The sequence below is a fragment of the Alcaligenes sp. CHO6 genome (assembly GCF_037120595.1).
GTDB classification, from domain to species: domain Bacteria; phylum Pseudomonadota; class Gammaproteobacteria; order Burkholderiales; family Burkholderiaceae_B; genus Alcaligenes; species Alcaligenes ammonioxydans.
Genome location: NZ_JBANCI010000001.1, coordinates 1289492 through 1309093 on the forward strand (window position 1 = coordinate 1289492; position 19602 = coordinate 1309093).

The window sequence follows — 19602 nt, forward strand, 5'->3', positions numbered from 1 at the left end:
GAAAGACGTATGCTTCAAGCTCAAAAGAACTGATCTGGATCAGGCCTTGCTCCATCTCGGGACAGGTATACTGGCCCCGTTGTCATACCCCGGCCTGCCCACTCCACAAAAAGACAGAAAGACTATGCAGCCTAGCTCCCCGGCCTCCGAGCCCCAAACCTTGTCCTACGATGTCACTGAACAGATCGGCCACCTGCTGCGCAAGGCAGGTCAACGGCACACGGCCATCTTTCAACATTACGTCGGTGACAGTCAGTTGACGGCCATTCAGTTCGTGACGTTGTGCGCCCTGCGCGACCACGGGCCGAGCTCGCAAACCGAACTGGTCGAGGCCACTGCGGTAGACCAGGCGACCATACGAGGCATTATTCAGCGACTGAAATCGCGGGGCCTGATTGAACTGGCACCCGATAAAGATGATCGACGCAAAGTGATTGTGGAACTGACCCAGGATGGCCTGGCACTGCTCGATCGCGTTATTCCACGAGCCCACACGATTAGCGAACTGACCATGGGCAATCTGAACCCCGCCGAACGCGTGGCGATCGTCTATTTGCTGCGAAAAATGATAGACAGCACGCTTGATATGAGCGACAAAGAATAAGGCCGCCTATCGTCAAGAGACTAGGTTTTATTCGGCCTTTAAGATATATTTAAAATACATCTTTCAACTGATCTGCCATGATACCTCTGACTGCCTCCCCCGCCTCTACCCGTCCGCAATGGCGCGCTTTTCTGGAATTGGGATTTCGCCCCCTTTACCTTTTAGCCACCTTATGGGGTGCTGCCAGCATTGCGCTCTGGCTCTACACACCCGCCTGGCTATCCAACACCGCCATTCCTTCCTTGTACTGGCATGCCCACGAAATGCTCTGGGCCTTTATCGGCACCATCGCCGTCGGCTTTCTGCTAACGGCCAGTGCCACCTGGACAGGACAGGCTACCCTGCGGGGCCCCTCCCTGGGCGCCTTGTGTTTGATCTGGATTCTGGCCCGCTTCAGCCTGTTGCTTCCCAATGGCCTGCTGGCAGCCCTGCTACTCGACGCCCTATTTTTCGCCATTGCCGCTGCCGAGCTGGCCCGTGTGATCCTGATCGCGCGCAACAAGCGTAATTACGGTATTCCCGTGGCCATGCTGGCTTTGGGCCTGAGCCATAGCCTGTTCATGTACAGCCTGATGCAAGGGCATGACCCCATGCCCTACTTCTACAGTGGATTCTGGACCATGGGGCTGATTACCCTGCTGATCGCCCGCCGCATCATCCCCTTTTTTGCCATGCGCGCTTTACCGGGTCTGAGCCTGCCGGCTCAAACTCGCAGCGGACACTGGCAAATGGGGCTGAGCGCCCTTGCCATCGGCCTGTCGCTGACCCCATGGCGCCTGCCGCTGGCCCTGACACTGGCGGCCTTGGGGCTGATCGCCTGCTACCAGTGGATACGTTGGCAGCCTTGGGCCAGCCGTCATACCCCCCTGCTTTGGATTCTGTATCTGGGCTATGCAGGCTTGGCGCTCGGCCTGCTCAGTGCTGCCGCCTATGAGGCAGGCTGGATTGCACGCGCCGCCTGGCCTGTGCATATTGTGGGCCTGGCAGGGTTTAGCGTCATGATCATCGGCATGCTGACCCGCACCGCCCTAGGCCATCTGGGCCGCCCCCTGCGCGCCACGCCCAAAGTTGTACTGAGCTATGCTTTCCTGATCGCCGCCTGCGTGTTGCGCCTGCTGGCCTTGATTCCCAGTAGCTGGAGCCTGCCCTTGCTGCACCTTGCCGGCCTGTGCTGGATTCTGGCCATGTTGAATTATCTGCATCAATTTGCCCCAATGCTGATTCGCCCCAGACTGAACTGATCGCAGCGCCAGCGCCACACTTTACCGCCCCAAGCTCCTGGGGCTATGTATCTTTATTTTCTGTCTGACCGTGCCTGCTTATACTAAGCAGGCACGTTGTTCGCTCACTCTGCCAACAACGCGGGACGGATCATGCTGATCCTTGTTTACTCCGCGCTCCCACCACCTATGTCTCTTGCCAGTCTGGCCTGCTCTGTATTGATACGCTCCCTGTTTGCCGGGCTGTGTGCCTTCGTTCTGCCGCTTTCCGTCCTGGCCGCCGATGCCTGTCACGGCAGCCGGGATCTGGTGGTGGTCGGCCATATGGACGACGATCTGCTATTCATGAATCCGGATCTGTCCAGCAATATCCAGGCCGGTGCCTGTATGCAGGTTCTATACCTGACCGCCAGCGAACGCAAAGGCGGACTGGAATACATGTACAGCCGCGAACAGGGGGTACGCGCGGCCTATGCCTATATGGCTGGTGCGGTCAATGAGTGGCAGCAAACCCGCCTGATGGTCGGCAGTGCCTCGATTGCGCAATTTACTTTGCGGTCCCGCCCCGGCATTCAGCTCAGTCATTTACGGCTGCAAGACCCCTGGTTAGGACCGGGATGGGGAAGCCTGACCCCCTTGAGCCGGGCAGAATCCGAACCCGGACAAACCGTCCAGACCTTGGACAGCCCCCAACAAACGTTCAATCGCGAACAATTGGTTCAAACGCTGGCTGCCCTGATACGACTTTATCAACCCACCAGCATCCGCTATCTGGATGACACCAATCCGGTTCCTTACACCCAACTTTGCTGGCGTTGTACCGGCCATGGCCACCCAGACCATATTGCCAGCGCCCGTCTGGTTCGCGAAGCCATGCTGGCGGCGCCGGGTAATTACGCGCAAATTGGTTATGTGGATTACCCCATTCAGGAGCAGGCCGCCAACCTGACCTTGAACGAAATCCGTAGCAAAACCGAGATTTTCAGGCGCTATGCCTGGCATGACCGACATGCCTGCAAAGGCCCGGCCGTATGTCAGGAACCGGCTGGGCCGGCGGCTGCCTGGGTGCAACGCAGTTACTACACCAGCCGGGCGGACTACCCTGCCAGTCTCCTGGCTGACCGCTCCGGAGGCCTGCATTTTTTCGTCTCCGGTGAACAAAACGACGCCATCAACCAGTGGGATGTCCAGCAACAGCGCTGGTTCACCTTGGGTGGGCGCACCGCCGACGCCTTGAGTGTCTTTCATTATGCAGACGGCAGCGCCGGGCTGTTAGCCCGTGACGCAACAGGCCAGGTATGGGTGAGCCGATCTGAAGATGACGATGATTGGCTGGCCTGGCAAAAACTCCCTGGCCCTCGGGTCTTGCACACCCCTATCGTCAGTCCACAAGGAGGCCAGGCCTTGGCCATGGCTACCGACGGACGCTTTTACTGGAGCACGGTTCGTCCAACCGATCATGCCTGGGGCAGTTGGAAAGCGCTTCCACCTCTGGACCAGGCCACCTATCCTGCCGCCCTGAGCGTGGACTCTCAGGGACGGGCACATGTATTTGCCAGCAACCAGCAGGGCCAACTTTTTCAGATCGTCCAGCGCAACGACACCCAATGGCACGCCTGGCAGGCCATTCCAGTGGCGCCGGTCAGCGGAGGCCTGGCAACGATTGTGAATGCGCAAGGCAAAATTGAGCTGTACCTGCGCGATCGGCAAAGCCAGCGTTTGCAGCGCCTGGTCCAGTCGGCGGGCGAGCACAACTGGGGCAAGCCTGAAAATCTGGGTTTGACCTATGTGGGTCGTCCCGCGCTGAGTCTGGGCGAGCAAGAACAGGTCGTGGTCGCCCTCCAGCAACAACCCGGTGGCGCAATTGTCTTGCTCGATGAAGGACAGGTGGTGGAAGTAGACAAACACTCGGCCTCCCAGCCGGTGCTTTACCGACTGGGGCGTACGCTTTATCTGGCCAACCGCCCCCCTGGCCCCCAACAACGCTACCGTCTGCTGGAACGACGTGCGGGCAAATGGGTGCAGGTGGCCTTGACTCAAGCGCCTCCTCCCGCGGGTGGACGATCCTTTAGCGAGGCCCCGGCCTTCATTACCCAAGCCTTCGTGCAACCGTAAGTGCCCGTAGCGCCCTTAAAACGTAACAAAATACGGATATGCTATGGCAAGCTTGGGCAAGCCGCTGAACCAGCGAGCGAACCCCGTGACTGATCCGCAGCTCGAGCAGGCAGGCGAACTTTTACGCGTTGCAGTAGCACTTTGTTGCAATGGCATGCGCCTGCTCGTTCAGCTCCAGTACAATCGCCCGCTAACGCGTGCCGGCGTACCGGCGCCCCTTTCTTTAGCTACTCTTCAGAGATCATGAAGCCAACTACCTTATTTGCTGCCCTGCTGGGTGTACTCGTGGGCGCAGGTGGCGCCATTTATTACGCCAAAAACGTATCGTCCCCCGCCACCGACAAACCAGTCAGCTCTGCCAGCACGACGCTAGCTGCCCAAGCCTTGACCCTGGGCCAATCCGTCTCGGGCGAACTGACCAGCAAGAGCTTCTTGAATCTGAGCGATGGCGTACGGAGCAGCCTGTTTGATGTAAAGGCCGAAGCCGGCCAGATTATCAAGATCAGCGTCAGCGGCCCTCTGCGTCCACAGATCAGCGTCCTGCGCAATGGCGAGCTGGTGACTCGCAGCCAGCGTTGTGAAGACTGCCCCGACAGCGAAACCAAGGGCCAAACCACCACGCTGGGCTTCAAGGCAGACTTCAACGACACCTACCAAGTCGTTGTGAGCGGTTTCAATACCAGCTCGTATGGTCCCTTCCAGGTTACGGTAGACACCTTGAAAGCCTATACCGGCGAGCCACTGAGCGCCGACCAGACCATTCACGATTGGGCTCTGGGCGGTCAGAAGCGTTACCGTTTGACTATCGACAAGGATGGTTTGTACAGCCTGGCCATGAAAGCCGAGCAAAGCAGCCTGGATGCCTATCTGAAGCTGATGGATCGCCGCGGCATGGAGCTGGCGTCGGACGATGACAGCGCTGGTGGTACCGATGCACGTTTGCAGATGTACCTGAAAGCGGGCGACTACATTGTTCAGGCCAGCTCGGCCATGGGCTCGCAGAACTTCCAGGGCGGCTTCTCGCTGGAAATCAAACCAGAAGAGATGACGGGCGAGATTGAGCTGAAAAACGGCGATAGCCTGAGCCTGGACGGTGAAGGCAAAACGGGTCTGTTTACCGGTGAGACTCAGACCTACAGCTTCACCCTGTCCGAACCCAAGCTGGTTACAGTGCAAATGGATGCCCAAGGCTTCCAGGCTTCGTTGGAAGTAGACTCCAGCACCGCCAGCCAGTACGGCGATGAAGCCGGTCAGCAACGGGTGCGTGGGGTACTGGCCGCAGGCGAGCATCAGGTCAAGATTTCGGGCTCCTCCCAGGCTGGGCTGTTTACCTTGTCGGCCACGGCCGATGAGGTTCCTGCCAATGCGGGTGGTGGCGTTTTGCTCGTGGGTGAGCCTCGTCAGGCCCTCATGCTGCAGGGCATTACCAGCGACAGCTACCAGTTGAATGTGCGTCAGGCTGGCCGCTACGTAATCGACATGACCTCACCAATCTTTGACACCTACCTGGTGCTGCGCAAAGACGGCCAAACCGTAGCCGAAGATGACGATAGCGGTGGCGATATGAACGCTCGTCTGGAGGTACAACTGGAAGTGGGCGAATACGAAGTGAAAGCCATGTCCTTGGGCAGCTATGAGCAAGACATGGAGTATGAGCTGTCAGTGCAACGTCTTTAAGAACGGACTGACACGCTAGCATCAAGGCTGAAAGTTTCCGGACTTTCAGCCTTTTTTATATGGATAACGGCCTGGGCCTGCTCAGGAGCACCTACCTGAAATGCCCCGAACTTGCCCCATCGCTACAGGGCCTGCTATTTACCGTTATCCTCTCAACCCGCGCTTTCCTCCTCTCGCGTACCGGTTTTTCCCGTTTGGTCTGCTTACGATTTGCTCACTGTTTTTCTTGTAATTAGAAATGCAAATCATTATCATTAATTTCATTATTGATGCACCGCCCTTTTAGCAGGAGCCCCGCATGCAGACACCCGTTCAACCGCCCCACCACGCCCTGAGCCAGCGCGACGAACTGGCCTGCTGGCGCCATTGGATTGCACAGGGAAACCTGGCCTTCCAGTCTCGAAATTACACCAACGCCCTGGCGCACTATCAACAAGCTCGCGCGTCTGTCCGGCCCCTGCTGTTTAATGCTTCGGATGGAGCTGACGCCACCATTGCCGCCTGGGTCATTGTCCATTTGAATCTGGCCGATGCCTGCGAACAGCTGGGTCAAAGCGACGAGCAGGGTCTGCACCTGTGCACCGCGCATGAAACCTTGTGCTGCGCCGCAGCCAACACCCACCTGGCTGATGACTGGCGCATGGCTGCCTGGCAACATAGCCGACGCACGTATGCCGAGCTGGCGCGCTATGCACGTCGCTATCCCCACCATGTCGCGACCTGCTCTGCCCTGTTCTTGGGGGCGGTCAGCCCGCAGGAGCGCTCTTTTTCTCATTAAGTTTCATGGTGTCCCCCACATGCGACTGACCTGGGGTTTATCGAGGAGTGCGTTTTGCCTTACACCTTACCTGCCCTGCCTTATCCCTACCATGCTCTGGAGCCGCATATCGACACCCGGACCATGGAGATTCACTACAGCAAACATCATCAGACCTATATCAATAATCTGAATGCGGCACTGGAGGCGGCCAAGCTGCCCTACCCGCCTATTGATCAACTGATAGCCGGCCTGGATACCGTGCCTGAACCCCTGCGCAATATCGTGCGCAACAATGGAGGCGGTCACGCCAATCACAGCCTGTTCTGGACCGTCATGACACCCGATGCCGACACCACCCTTCCCAAGGTTCTGGCGCATGCGATAGACCGGGATCTGGGTAGCTTCGCGCACTTCAAGGATGCCTTTACCAAAGCGGCGATTTCACGTTTTGGCAGTGGCTGGGTCTGGCTGAGTGTGACACCCGAAAAGAAACTGGTGGTGGAGAGCACCGGCAATCAGGACAGCCCGCTGATGCACGGCAACACGCCCATTCTGGGTCTGGACGTGTGGGAACACGCCTACTATCTGAAGTATCAAAGTCGACGGCCCGAATACATTGCGGCTTTCTTTCAAGTGATCAATTGGCCCGAAGTGCTAAGAAGATATTTGGAAGCCCTTACATAAAACGGGTTTACTGTTTGTCATTTTCCAGCCCCTCATCCCCCTATCTTCCTATTCAACGATAGCTGGCACCAAGCGCTTTGGCGTGTCTCCTGTTGCACGCAACCCTCCGCCTTTGGAGGGTTTTTGCGTTGTGAACCCAGCCCTACACAAGGCTGACGTCGAGTCTGGGTTTGGCCCGATTGCGCTCACCATCATCAAACGCTATGTTAATTATCAGCACCCTTATCACACCCGTCCTCAGGCCCCCACATGTTGAGTCTCTGCGATCGTATTCAATCCCTGCGTTCTCTGTTTCACTTCGATGCGGTGCAACTTCTGGGGTGCGCGCCGCAAAGCCGTACGCATCTGGAATTGCATTGCGAAGGCTATAACCTGAACTGTGCCTCTGCCTTGGGGACGGGTTTTCCGCAGATCTATGCACCAGGCTTCACAGCCCAAGCCTCTCCCCACGATTTGCTACCACCCTCCATTTCAGAATGCTCGGACGCCATGAATCCTCCTTTTCGCAGCACCGCCATCTATACCGATGCCTTGCTGCGTGGCGGGTTTCAGGATGGGATGACGGTCGAGTTGCAGCGTGGAGATTCCTATTTGGGGATGATTCACTTCTCCTCTCAACAAGCAGGAAGCTTCAATCGCCACGTTCGCACACTGGCCCTGGGCGCCAAGGTCTTGCTGGAGGAGGCCATGCAGAATATGGCCTGGCACCAAGGCACCATTTTGCATCTGGTACCCCAGGCCGGCGGGCTGGTCGTGCGCGAGGATATGCAAGCACAGGCGAACGCAATCAGCGGTACGCTGTTCAAAGCCCTGTCATTCATGGATCGGCAAACCCCCACGCTGCAGGCTTTCTGGCTGGAAGGCAGACAAAGCTACCGTTTACAGGCACAGCGCTTTCCGAAAGGAGATGTGCTGCTGCGATTGGTGTCCGCTGATTTGCCTGGTGGTCTGAGCGCAAAGGAAATGCAGGTACTGAGCTGGCTGCTTACGGGCCACACCGATCGGGAAATCGCCGCCAAGCTGTTTCTGAGTGAGCGCACCGTCCATTCGCATGTTACGTCCTTGCTGCGCAAGCTGGGCATTACCAGACGCACCGAAGCCGCTGTTAAAGCGGCTCTGAATCACTGGTATGTGCCGGATGCACAGGGTGCGATCCTGGCGGCGGTGCCCGGACTGTGCCACTAAAGAAGCAGTCCGGGATGCCGGTCCAGCCAGGCACTTCAGGAATTAACGCAGTCCACTCAACAAGGTTGCGGCTTCATCCACGCTAGCACGCTCCGCATCCAAGAGCGTGTCGCCGCCCATCCCTCCCAGGAACTCCGCGTAAGGATCAGCCAGCGTGCGTACCCCGGTCAGTTCTTCAATCACGGCCTGGCCGCAAAATGGCAAGTAATGTGGGCTGTAACCCCCTTCCTGCACAAAAGCGATACGGCCTTCACAAACCTCTTCGGCACAGTCGATGATTTGACGCGCCATCTGGCGGAAACCGGACGCTGTCACCATCATGCGCGCCAAGGGGTCCATCATGCTGGCATCAAAACCCGAGCCCACGATAATCAGCTGCGGCTTGTAGGTGCGCAGCGCAGGCAGCACCACTTTCTCCATAGCATAAAGGTAAGCGGCATTCCCGCCGCCAGGAGGCAGGGGGATGTTCAAGTTGTAGCCCAGGCCTCCACCCTCACCGCGCTCAGTCGTGAAGCCGCTATTGGCCGGGAAGCACAGATGCTGGTGCAGGGAAATGGTCAGAACAGAAGGATCATTCCACCAGATATCCTGCGTACCATTCCCGTGGTGCACGTCCCAATCCAGAATCGCGACACGATCCAGACCCAGCTCCTCGCGGGCATAGGCCGCCGCTACCGAGGTATTATTGAAAATGCAAAAACCCATTGCCCCGGCGCGGGGTGCATGGTGGCCGGGAGGATTGACCAGCGCATAGCCGTTGCTGACTTCACGGCTGACCACTTTCTTGACCAGCTCAATGGCGCCACCCGCAGACAGCATGGCAATTTCCAGCCCGCCATTGCCCATGGTGGTAATACCGTCCCCCGTGTCGCCCCCGGTGGGCAAGGCGCTGACGCGTTTCATGTTTTCCAGATGCTCGGCCGTATGAACACGCAAAATATCCTTGTCGCGTGCCGGCTTGGCCTGGATGCTGGTCAGATGATCAATTTGACCGGAGGCGCAAACCAGTTCGTGAAAGCGGCGCTTCGTATCAGGATGAGCTAGGTGGTGGCTGATCGGCTGTAAACGAGCTCCCAGATTGGCCGAGGCAAGACTGCCCGTACCAGTATCCACCCAGCCGTAAAGCGTATTCCAGATGTATCCTGTTGCCATGTCGTCTCCTTTATTTTGGTTTGTGTGGCACAACCATAGTAGGGATTTAGACAACGGAACGAATCCGTAGGATTGCCGAATTTAAGAACTGATCAGAAAGCCATCACGGCAAAAAAGGCAGGGGACGCTCGTTTGCCGTGGGTGATTTCTGCCTCTCTCGTTGAGCTGATTTATGTATAGACGACGCGCAATGGCCAAGGCTTAAACCAGCTCTGCAACATTGATTATTCTTGCGCTGCATGCCTCAACCAACTCGGCATCGTAGCTGGCGAACAGCACAACACGATCGTGTGACCAGATCTGAAACTGTTCAGCCAAGGCAGCACGAGCCTGCATATCCAGGCCATTGCTCGGGCCATCAGCAATGATTACAGCCGGGTCACCTAAGGCGGCCGCCGTCAGAAACACCTTGCGCCGCGTTCCGGTCGACATCTGCTCAAAGCGCTTGTCCAGGTGCGGTTCCAAGCCCAAGCGACAGGCCAGATCCAGTGCAGTGTCATCCACGTGGGTCTGCTTTTCTGTGGCGATTTGCTCCAGCAGCGCTCGGCCAGTCTGAGACGGAAACAACATGCAGTTGTCGGGCACATACGCCATGCGGGCGCGTGCTCGTCGGGGGGCTTTCATTAGCGAATGCCCATCTACCCACACTTCCCCCGTATCTGGTTCGAGCAAGCCAGCGATGATGTTCAGCAAGGTGGACTTGCCGGTACTGTCTTCTTCACAGAGCGCCACGCAGCCTGGCTGAAATGTATGAGTCAGTCCCTTGAAAACGGGATAGTCACCATAGTTTTTACTGAGATTGTCTATGCGTAGCATGCTGGAAATCACTGCCAAAGAAGCGCCCGGACAGTTACAAGATGCGCTGACGGGGCGGGATGAAAAACAAGTCGGGCATTACCCCGAACAGGGGCTTTAGTATAGGGCTTTATGGGCGACTGTTTGGACTGCCTGCCGCGCCTTGGTCTTGCGGGAGTCACCGGCTATGGGGCAAGGGCCGTGTCGAACAAAAGCGGAGCGGGCCGCCATGCTCAGCTCTGAAGCCAAAGCCAAAAAATAGCCTGAAACAAGGCCGGCTTGTTCAGGCTATTTTTTCCCGCATGGCCACACCTAAGCCAATGCGGTATCCAGCAACATCATCAAGACAAAACCTATCATCAGACCGCCGGTTGCAAAGCTTTCATGCCCTTGTCGGTGTGATTCCGGAATAATTTCATGACTGATGACAAACAGCATGGCACCAGCGGCAAAGCCTAAACCAAAAGGCAGCAGCATCAGCGAACTGCTGACAGCAACGGCACCGAGCACCGCCCCTAAGGGCTCAACCAGACCGCTGGCCATGCCTAGAACCACCGCAAACGTACGACTGTATCCCGCCGCCAGCAAAGCCAGCGCTACCACCAGCCCTTCAGGCACGTCCTGAATGGCAATCCCTGTGGCCAAGGCATTGGCACGTACGCCTTCATTACCTACATATCCCACCCCAATCGCCAAGCCTTCCGGGAAGTTGTGCAAGGTAATGGCGATGACAAACAGCCAAGCTCGACGCATGGTAGCCGAGGAGGAGCGGCCCGAACCTTCACGCCCCTTGATGAAATGCTCATGAGGCAGGATACGATCCAGCAACATTAAAGCAGCAGCACCCAACAGGATTGACAAGCCGACAGCCAAACCCGCCCCCCAGGCGCCAGGGCCAAACACCTGCTGTTGCTTTGCCGCTTCCAGCCCCGGCAAAACCAGCGAAAAGGCACAGGCAGCCAACATCACCCCCGCCCCAAAACCATACAGCGTATCTTGCGTGCGCTGCGACATGGTTTGAGAAAACATGACGGGTATGGTGCCTAGCGCCGTAGCCAGTGCCGCGATGGAGCCTCCTACCAGGGCCTGTAAAACCACCGGGTGATCTTGCGCGTACAACCAGAACTGATGACAGATCGCCCAGACGCCCCCCATGGAAATGATGAGTCCGACCCACAGGCGCAAGTGTTGGCGCCAGTTCGGCGATATTCCCTTATTGGGCGAAAAATAGAGACTTGATTTCAGTTTCATCGCCATGCACCCCCAGAAAATGACGCCATCCAGGTATGCCTATGACAGACGCAAAGAGCTGCAAAACCGCTCCTGCAAAGGCATGGATGCCGTATCAACCATCATAGCGACTTCATCTGCGATTTAAAATACAAAAATAGAAACGATAACAATTCTCATTAGCATTTCAACAAATAAACCACGATCTATGCGATCAGCGTGGGGCTGGATGGCAAGCCAGCCTGCTTTTTGTACTTTATAGTGCGATGCTAAACCGAATTAATGCTGCCTCACGCAGTTTGTACATCCTGTTTGATCGCCTCCAAGGCCTGGACCCGCTCAGCCACGGCGTTTTCCAATTGAATCAGCTCCTGCGTGAGCTGCTCCAGGCGTTGTTCAGCCTGCTCCACCACCTGTACCGCCCTCTCTTGGGCGCTATTCATCACCGCCTCACTCAAGCTGATGTACAGGCGGTTGTAGTCGATCAGTGGCGCCTGCCCTCCCCCCGGCTCCTGGAAAACGTCATAGCCTATATGAGCAGGCAGATTCAGCGTCGGCAAGTCTGGCTGCGACAGCTGAAAGTTCGCCAGGGCAGTCCGGCTTAACTCGGCAAATTCCTTGCCCAGATTCTGGGCGAGATCGTTACGCACGGCGGCCACATCTTGCTGGGCCGCATGTTGTTCAAGCACTGCAGGCAATTGGGGCACCACCCGCCGCCAGCTACCTTCGGCCAATAGGTGTACGGCATCCTGCAAAACAAGCCTTTGCTCTTGGATACGTTGATGCAGTCGGGCAGCGGCCTGTTCCATCCCCACCGTCAAGGGCTCCAGAATAGCCTCTTCTAGATGATGTAATTGCAGTTCAGCAGGTTTGCGTCGCTTGTAGGCCAAAGCGGGCTCCAGCATGTTTTGCAGTGCCACGTATAAACGTGCAAACCCCGCCTGCTCCAACCCCTGCTCTTCATCCTGTTGGCTGCGCGCCATGTGAACAGACAGGGACACAGCCGGTTTGAGCACATCCCTGTCCAGCCCCCAATGGCTCAGGGCCTGCGCTGCCCGCGTCATGACGTCCTCTTCTTGCAGTTGACGATTATCAGCTGTCTTGTTGCAAAGCACTTTGACGATCTCGTCGTCGATCTCATCTTCCTCAATGCGATCACTGCGGGTAATTACAGGCAGCAAAGGCTTGTTGCGGCGCAATTCCACCCGCAGATCCTCCAGCTCATGAACTTGCCCCGGCGCACTGGAACTGCTCAGCCACAAAAGCGCATCCGTGCTTTCCAGAAACTGCTGTGTCAACGCCGCGTTATGGGCATTGACCGAATGCAGGCCGGGGGTATCGAGCAAGACCAGCTTGTCGCCTAGACAAACGCCTTGCAAGGCCACGGTGGTTTCTGTAGCGCCTTCCTGAAAACCCTCGGGCATGGCCTGCAACTGCCCCTTTTCCAGACGAAAAAAATCCACACGCTGCCCATGACGGCGAAACCGCTCGGCAAGGAAGTTGCACAAGGAACTTTTCCCGGCATTAAAGGAGCCGAACACCAGCAGCATGATACGGTCGCGGAAACGCTCCGCCAGCTCTTGCGCTGGTATCAACGCAGTCCACGAGGTCGCCCAGCCTGCCCGGTGTTCCTGTAGCTGCTGGTTCAAATGCCCGACCGCGCGCGCCAAAGTTCCCTGCTCATGCAATCCAGTGTCGGACAAGACCTGGGTCAAGGTGGCTTGCTCCAATTCCGTCAACCACTGTTCCATTCTGGTAATAGCGGGCTGACTTTCCTGGCAGGCAGGCTGCAGATCGGCGATTGCCCGGATAAGGATGCTTTCCGCTGACATCAGACACCCTCCAAGAGCGCCAATTCCTCCAGAGCCTGGCGGGTCTGCTGAAGCTGTTTCTGGCTTGTCTCGATCTGTGCTTCCAACGCCCTGCGGCCCTCCGAAATCTCAAAATAATGCGTGAAATCCTGGACCAGTTTGTCGCGCCCGGCCTGCTCACAGAAGATGCGGCGCAGATCGGCACGGTACTTCACCGACACACCCATCACCGCAATCATGACGGTGTCCATACTGCGCACCGAGGTCCGTTGCGCTGCGGGTAAACCCACGGCACCGTATTCCACCAGATGACTATTGATCGCAATACACGCACGCGAATAGGCGATCTGCAACCGGGCACGCTCTTGCTTGCCCGCTGTCATCTTGAAGCCGAATTCGGCCGTATCCGGCACCAGCGAATGGTCCACCCCCGCGGCATTGACCAGCGGTTCCAGATCCTTCTCGATGCCTTCCAGAACCTTGCGCAAACCCTCAACAAAATCAATATGCTGCTGCCTTTGCGTCTGCTGCAGGCTGTGCAGACTTTGCTCTTGCATCTGCTGCAAGGCGCTCAATTCTTGCGTCAGCTCGGTCAGCAAGGCGTCACGCTCGAACTCGCGGGCTTGCGGCACACGCTTCAAGGCGGCTTCCAAAGAAGCCTGCAAAGCCGGAATGCCACTTTTCTCCAGCATGCGCGGCTTGCCACCGTCGCGGCCCTGACGATAACGGGTGCTGGAGACGGGGTGTAGCAAGCAGCCTGGGCATTGCTGTGCAATCGAATCAAGCACTTTCTCTTGCTGCTGCTCGTCGGCCAATTGGTCGATCTGGCTGATCACCAACAGAGTCTGACGCTGCGAACGCTGGTGATCTGCGGCCAACTCCTGCAACAAGCTGCTTTCCAACGCGTCCAGCTCACCTTCTTTGGCTGCGTGGACAAAGAGGCGGATATCAGCCTGCAAACCCAGCGCCTCGCGAGCCAGCGCATCATCTTGCAAGGCCACGTCTGCGTACAGACCCGGTGCGTCCAACCAGCGCACACCTTCATGCACATGCTCGGCCAGCGCAATCGTTTCGCGACGGTCGGCCACATTGAAAATATCGCTGCCCATCAACTCATTGAGCAAACGGCTTTTGCCGTGATTGTATTTGCCGACCACGGTCACGGTGGGCGGCACCTCTTTTTGGAGGAGGACGCGCAGACGGTCCAGGTCCCAGCGGCGCTGCGGCAGCACGGCCAACACGGCGTCCCAGACATGATCGAGGGATACTGCCAACTGATTCATAGTCTCTTCCTTTTCTCATTTTTGCCAGAGCCCAGCACCCAATAGGCCAGCAGGCCAAAGACCACGCCCCAAAAGGCGGCACCCAGCCCAAACAGACTCATGCCCGAGGCGCTTGTCAAAAACGTAATGACAGACGGCTCGATATAAGCATCCTCACTGGTCATTACCCGCATATTGGCCACAATGGCTCCAATCAGTGCCAGACCGGCCAGCGCCGCGATCAGCGAGGCGGGTAAGGCAGTAAACAAATACACAATTGAGCCGGCAAAGGTGCCGCCCAAAAGATAAAACACGCCATTGGCGACACCGGCCATATAACGCCTGCCTGGATCGGGATGGGCATCCTTGCCAGTACACAAGGCCGCAGTAATCGAGGACAACACGGTGGTGATGCCGCCAAAGCAGGCCATCCCTATCGAGGCCAAACCCGTGCCGACAAGAATGGGGCGTGACGGTGTGGGATAGCCGGCCAATTGCAGTACCGCCATGCCGGGCAGGTACTGGCCTGTCAAACTGACCAGCACCAGGGGCAAGGTCAGACTGAGCAGGGTCGCGATATTGAATGCGGGACTGATCCAGACCGGGCTGGCCACCGCCAACTCAAAAGCGTCCAGTTGCACCTGCCCGCTGAGCATTGCCATCCCGAATCCCGACAAGGCCACCAGGACAATCGCATAACGCGGCAAGAGGCGTTTGCCCAGCACATACACCGCCACCATCACCAGCACGATAGCGGGCATTTCGCCACTGGCCTGGAACGTCGCCAGCCCGAACTGCAACAAAATACCGGCCATCATGCCGGCGGCGATTCCTTTAGGAATAAAAGAGAGAATCTTCTCAAATCCACCGCTCAAACCAATCAGGACGATAATCAGGGCGGCGCTGAGATACGCGCCCACCACTTCGGGCATGGTGATGCCGGGAAACAGGGTCAACAGCAAGGCCGTGCCCGGTGCAGACCAGGCGGTAATAATGGGCAGCTTTAACCACGCACTCAGGACCAAGCCGCTCAGGCCGGCACCTATGGAAATGGCCCAAACCCAGGAAATCAGCTCTGCCTGGGCAATTCGTCCGACCTGTGCGGCCTGGATAAAGATCAGCAAGGGTCCGGCATAGGCAATCAAGACCGACAAAAACCCCGCCACCCAAACGGATGCCGAACCAGTTTTCAATCCCATCGTTTTGTCTCCCCAGACGGGTTATCAGCATAGTCAACGGACACGGCCCTAGGCCGTGCTGGGATCGCAGCCTGGTTTTTTTATTATTGGCCCGTCCCCAGGAACAAACGCCCTGCCAAGCAACCGCAAGCCCAAAGCACCACGCGGGAGATCTTCTTGTGGTCACCCCCCACAGCAGGGCACAGGGCAAAAGTATGGCACGGGCATGCTTCTTATCGCTGGCCGCCTCCGGACCAGCAAGGTGTCCGCAAGGCAGCCATATTCTGAGCCGTATAGGACAGTCAGGTTTTAAATGGCCGACGGGTGGGTGGCCAAGGGTGTCACGTTGATCTGCATATAGGGGAACAAGGGCAAGGCACTGAGCAGATTGTGCAGCTCTTCATTGCTCTCTACATCGAACACGCTGTAGTTGGCGTACTGACCCACCACACGCCAGATATGCGGCCACTTGCCAGAACGTTGCAGATCCTGCGAGTAGGCTTTTTCTTCGGCCTTGATGCGAGCAGCCTCTTCGGCCGGCAGGGAGTCAGGGATATCAACAATCATGTGTACCAGATAAAGCATGGTGTTCCTTTCTAAAAACAAGCGCTCGGGCACTTAGGCCTGGGCTAAAAAATTCAGTACGGCACGCTCGAAGGCTTCGGGCGCTTCCAGGTTGGACAGATGCGAGGCCGGTACGACCGCCACGGTGGAACCAGGAATACGGGCTTGCATGGCCTGGGCATCGGCAACCGTTGTAACCGGGTCCCACTGGCCCGCGACCAGTAACGTCGGTGCCGCAATACGGCTGATCTGATCACGCAGATCCGACTCGGCCAAGGCATCACAGCAAGCGGCATAACCCAGGGGGTCCAGCTTGGCCAGAGCGTCCTGCATGGCTTTGACCAACTGCGGCGATTGCTGGATGAAGGCCTCACCGAACCAGCGCGACGGCGCCGAATCGGCCAAGGTACGCATCTGAGCGGCACCGCCTTGACGCAACGCCTCGGCGCGTTCCTGCCAGGCTTGGGCGGTACCAATCTTGGCCGCACTGTTGCACACGATCAACGCATTCAAGCGCTCCGGCGCATTCACCCCCAACCATAAACCGGTGTGCCCCCCCATGGACAGGCCGCAAAACGCAGCGCGTTCAATATCCAGCGCATCCAGAATCGCCAGCACATCACGCCCCAAATCCTTGAAACAGTATGGGCCAGGAGTCACCGGGCTGCCGCCATGACCACGAGTGTCATAACGAATCAGGCGATAAGACTGGGCGAAACCTGCCACCTGTGGGTCCCACATCTCGTGTGTGGTGCCCAGGGAGTTGCTCAGAATCAGGGCCGGAGCCAGCGGATCGCCTTGCACGCTGACGCGGAACATGCCCTGTGCGGTATTCAAGATGCCAGTGCTGCCTGTCATTGCTCTTCTTCCCGCGCAGCTGGGGCGATGGGCAAACCAATCATTTCCTCCAGAGCGTCATGGGTCAAACCGGGCACCAGATCGATCAACTGCAAACCGTCCGGCGTGCAGGCCAAGGTAGCCAGATCGGTGTAAACGCGTTTGACGCAGGCAAGCCCCGTCAGGGGATAGGTGCAATGCTCCACCAGCTTGCTCGCACCTTGCTTGGTCAACACATCCATCATGACCCAAGTCTGTTTGGCGCCAATCGCCAGGTCCATGGCACCGCCGACCGCTGGGATCGCGCCCGGTTCGCCGGTACTCCAATTGGCCAGATCACCCGTGGCCGACACCTGGAAAGCACCCAGCACACAAATATCCAGGTGACCGCCCCGCATCATGCCGAAACTGTCGGCATGATGGAAAAATGCGCCCCCGGGCAGGAGAGTCACCGCCTGCTTGCCCGCATTGATCAGGTCGTAATCCTCCTGACCGGCAGCCGGTGCCGGGCCCATGCCCAAAATACCGTTCTCACTGTGCAAAACGACTTCCACGCCAGCGGGCAAATGATTGGCGACCAACGTCGGCATGCCAATACCCAGATTCACATAGGCACCGTCATGAATGTCCCGGGCGACGCGCTGCGCCAATTCGTCTTTGCTGCGACGTTGATAACTGAGTGTCATGCTGTCCTCTTTCATGCTCTGTCCATTCATGCCTTGAACCCGCCTGCTTCTGTGCGACTGCGTGGCACCACCACGACGCGACGCACATGAATGCCCGGCGTCACGATGGTTTCAGGGTCCAGCTGACCCAGCTCAACCAGCTCGAACACACTGGCAATCGTGGTGCGCGCCGCCGTCGCCATGACCGGACCGAAGTTGCGCGCCGCCATGCGGTAAGTCAAATTCCCCCAACGGTCTCCCCGTTCGGCCTTGATCAGGGCGACATCGCCGTGAATGGGCTCTTCATAGACATGCCAGCGTCCGTTGATCAAACGTGTTTCCTTGCCCTTGGCCAATTCCGTACCATAGCCTGTAGGGCAAAAAAAGCCGCCGATGCCTGCACCAGCAGCGCGCAACCGTTCGGCCAGATTGCCCTGCGGCACCAGCTCCAGCTCGATCTTGCCACTGCGATACAGATCATCAAATACCCAGGAGTCTGCCTGACGGGGAAAGCTGCAGATAATCTTGCGGACCCGGCCAGTCTTGAGTAAGGCCGCCAGCCCCACATCGCCGTTACCTGCATTATTGTTGACGATGGTCAGGTCGCGAGCGCCTTGCTCGATCAAACCGTCGATCAGCTCCGTGGGTATGCCAGCCGTTCCAAAACCACCGACCAGAATCGTGGCGCCGTCCTGCACATCATGCAAAGCCTGTGCAACACTGCTTACCTGTTTATCGATCACTCCGTTCTCCGTATAAAGCGCTGACGCTACGGATGGGCTCAGCCCTGACGTCAGGCACAGCAAAAACAAATCAGCCCAACGCCCCGTTTAACAAGTAAACGCGGGCGCTGGACTGATGCAGAACTTAGGCGGCCAGACGCGGACGATTCACAATCTGGTTGTCCTTACCGTCGACCAGCGAGGTCAAGGCAATATCAAACACGATCTCTGCAAAAGGACCATCCAGGTTTTCAGCCGCGATGCGGGCGGGGTCCGTCTGCTCGGTCAGGGGCGGAACCAGACCTTCACGGGTGGCATAGGCAAAGTCGTCGTACACCAGCGGATCGCCATCAATATTGATCTGCGTGGTCAGTTTACGGTGGCCGGGAGCCGTCACAAAGAAGTGAATATGCGCAGGACGGTTGCCGTGACGGCCCAGCTCGTTGAGCAAGCCTTGGGTTGGGCCATCGGGAGGACAGCCGTAACCCTTGGGCACAATGCTCTGGAATTTGTAGCGACCATTCTCATCGGTAATGATGGTGCGACGCATATTAAAAGCTTGTTGCTCGCCAGTGGGGTCAAAGTGGGAGTAAAAACCCTTCGTGTTGGCGTGCCAGACTTCAACCTGGGCACCCGCAATTGGCTTGCCATCCGCACCCGCGACCACACCATGCATGATCAGGGTTTCACCCGCGGTATCGGAACCGTCGTCCAGACGGGCAAAACCGTGCTCCACCGGAGCGCCCGACACGTACAAGGGGCCTTCAATGGTACGGGGGGTCCCGTTGTCCAGACCCAGTTCCTTGTCCAGCGCATCCATGCGCATGTCCAGGAAACGGTCAAAGCCCAGACCGGGGGACAACAGGCCCGCTTCGCTGGCGGTGCCCAAACGGTTTAGATAGGCGATCGCCGCCCAGTATTCGTCGTTGGTGATTTCCAGATCTTCAATGGTCTTGAACAGATCGCTGATGATGCGGTGCATGATCTGCTTGACGCGTGGATTGCCACCGGGCTGATCCAGGCCCGAGGCCAAACGCAGGAAGTCCTGTACATCGGGGGTATCGAAAATCTTAACGCTCATTCTGTGTCTCCTAATATCCTGAAAAAAGTGTTCCCAGCAACGCCGCTACGACTGGCTTGC

Annotated in this window: 18 protein-coding genes; 7 read left to right on the plus strand and 11 right to left on the minus strand. The window is 57.5% G+C overall.

Going from position 1 to position 19602, the window contains the following annotated elements; genetic code table 11:
- The first annotated feature begins 124 nt into the window (after positions 1-124).
- From V6936_RS06050 to V6936_RS06080, 7 genes are all read left to right on the plus strand, one after another.
- Complete coding sequence (locus V6936_RS06050) at positions 125-604, plus strand: MarR family winged helix-turn-helix transcriptional regulator (protein ID WP_003801195.1); 480 nt, start codon at positions 125-127, stop codon at positions 602-604.
- Positions 605-681: 77 nt separating this feature from the next.
- Positions 682-1845 carry an NnrS family protein gene (locus V6936_RS06055; protein ID WP_003801197.1) on the plus strand — a complete coding sequence of 388 codons (1164 nt, stop codon included), beginning with the start codon at positions 682-684 and terminating at the stop codon, positions 1843-1845.
- A gap of 132 nt (positions 1846-1977) precedes the next feature.
- Positions 1978-3939 carry a PIG-L family deacetylase gene (locus tag V6936_RS06060; protein ID WP_336579579.1) on the plus strand — a complete coding sequence of 654 codons (1962 nt, stop codon included), beginning with the start codon at positions 1978-1980 and terminating at the stop codon, positions 3937-3939.
- 243 nt (positions 3940-4182) lie between these two features.
- The gene (locus tag V6936_RS06065) at positions 4183-5616 is read left to right on the plus strand and encodes a hypothetical protein (protein WP_059317709.1); all 1434 of its coding nucleotides are present in this window, start codon (positions 4183-4185) and stop codon (positions 5614-5616) included.
- Positions 5617-5914: 298 nt separating this feature from the next.
- Positions 5915-6394, plus strand: coding sequence for a hypothetical protein (locus tag V6936_RS06070; RefSeq protein WP_240208759.1), 480 nt, complete (start codon positions 5915-5917; stop codon positions 6392-6394).
- Positions 6395-6448: 54 nt separating this feature from the next.
- Positions 6449-7060 (plus strand): superoxide dismutase, encoded by a 612-nt coding sequence (locus V6936_RS06075; RefSeq protein ID WP_240208760.1) that lies wholly within the window; start codon positions 6449-6451, stop codon positions 7058-7060.
- Between the two features lie 249 nt (positions 7061-7309).
- On the plus strand, positions 7310-8245 hold the full coding sequence (locus tag V6936_RS06080) for a helix-turn-helix transcriptional regulator (RefSeq protein WP_336579580.1): 936 nt from the start codon (positions 7310-7312) through the stop codon (positions 8243-8245).
- 42 nt (positions 8246-8287) lie between these two features.
- Here the strand turns inward: V6936_RS06080 and V6936_RS06085 are convergent, their stop codons facing one another.
- From V6936_RS06085 to catA, 11 genes are all read right to left on the minus strand, one after another.
- Complete coding sequence (locus V6936_RS06085; RefSeq protein ID WP_240208762.1) at positions 8288-9397, minus strand: class II histone deacetylase; 1110 nt, start codon at positions 9395-9397, stop codon at positions 8288-8290.
- 201 nt (positions 9398-9598) lie between these two features.
- Complete coding sequence (locus V6936_RS06090; RefSeq protein WP_003801211.1) at positions 9599-10213, minus strand: ABC transporter ATP-binding protein; 615 nt, start codon at positions 10211-10213, stop codon at positions 9599-9601.
- A gap of 291 nt (positions 10214-10504) precedes the next feature.
- The gene (locus V6936_RS06095) at positions 10505-11443 is read right to left on the minus strand and encodes a ZIP family metal transporter (RefSeq protein ID WP_051010412.1); all 939 of its coding nucleotides are present in this window, start codon (positions 11441-11443) and stop codon (positions 10505-10507) included.
- Positions 11444-11712: 269 nt separating this feature from the next.
- Positions 11713-13254: a dynamin family protein gene (locus tag V6936_RS06100; RefSeq protein ID WP_240208763.1), complete on the minus strand. Its 1542-nt coding sequence runs from the start codon at positions 13252-13254 to the stop codon at positions 11713-11715.
- Positions 13254-14516, minus strand: coding sequence for a GTPase (locus V6936_RS06105; RefSeq protein ID WP_336579582.1), 1263 nt, complete (start codon positions 14514-14516; stop codon positions 13254-13256). Before V6936_RS06105 ends, V6936_RS06100 begins: the two co-directional genes overlap by 1 nt.
- Positions 14513-15694, minus strand: coding sequence for a benzoate/H(+) symporter BenE family transporter (locus tag V6936_RS06110; protein WP_003801219.1), 1182 nt, complete (start codon positions 15692-15694; stop codon positions 14513-14515). The genes V6936_RS06105 and V6936_RS06110 overlap by 4 nt, the downstream gene beginning before the upstream one ends.
- Positions 15695-15982: 288 nt before the next feature.
- The gene (gene catC, locus V6936_RS06115; RefSeq protein WP_003801221.1) at positions 15983-16258 is read right to left on the minus strand and encodes a muconolactone Delta-isomerase; all 276 of its coding nucleotides are present in this window, start codon (positions 16256-16258) and stop codon (positions 15983-15985) included.
- A 33-nt stretch (positions 16259-16291) separates the two neighbouring features.
- Positions 16292-17095 (minus strand): 3-oxoadipate enol-lactonase, encoded by an 804-nt coding sequence (gene pcaD / locus V6936_RS06120; protein ID WP_301607319.1) that lies wholly within the window; start codon positions 17093-17095, stop codon positions 16292-16294.
- Complete coding sequence (locus V6936_RS06125; RefSeq protein WP_003801224.1) at positions 17092-17790, minus strand: 3-oxoacid CoA-transferase subunit B; 699 nt, start codon at positions 17788-17790, stop codon at positions 17092-17094. Before V6936_RS06125 ends, pcaD begins: the two co-directional genes overlap by 4 nt.
- On the minus strand, positions 17787-18482 hold the full coding sequence (locus V6936_RS06130) for a 3-oxoacid CoA-transferase subunit A (protein ID WP_131071649.1): 696 nt from the start codon (positions 18480-18482) through the stop codon (positions 17787-17789). The genes V6936_RS06125 and V6936_RS06130 overlap by 4 nt, the downstream gene beginning before the upstream one ends.
- 124 nt (positions 18483-18606) lie before the next feature.
- Entirely contained in the window at positions 18607-19542 is a 936-nt protein-coding gene (catA, locus tag V6936_RS06135; protein WP_336579583.1) for a catechol 1,2-dioxygenase, read from the minus strand.
- Between the last annotated feature and the right edge of the window lie 60 nt (positions 19543-19602).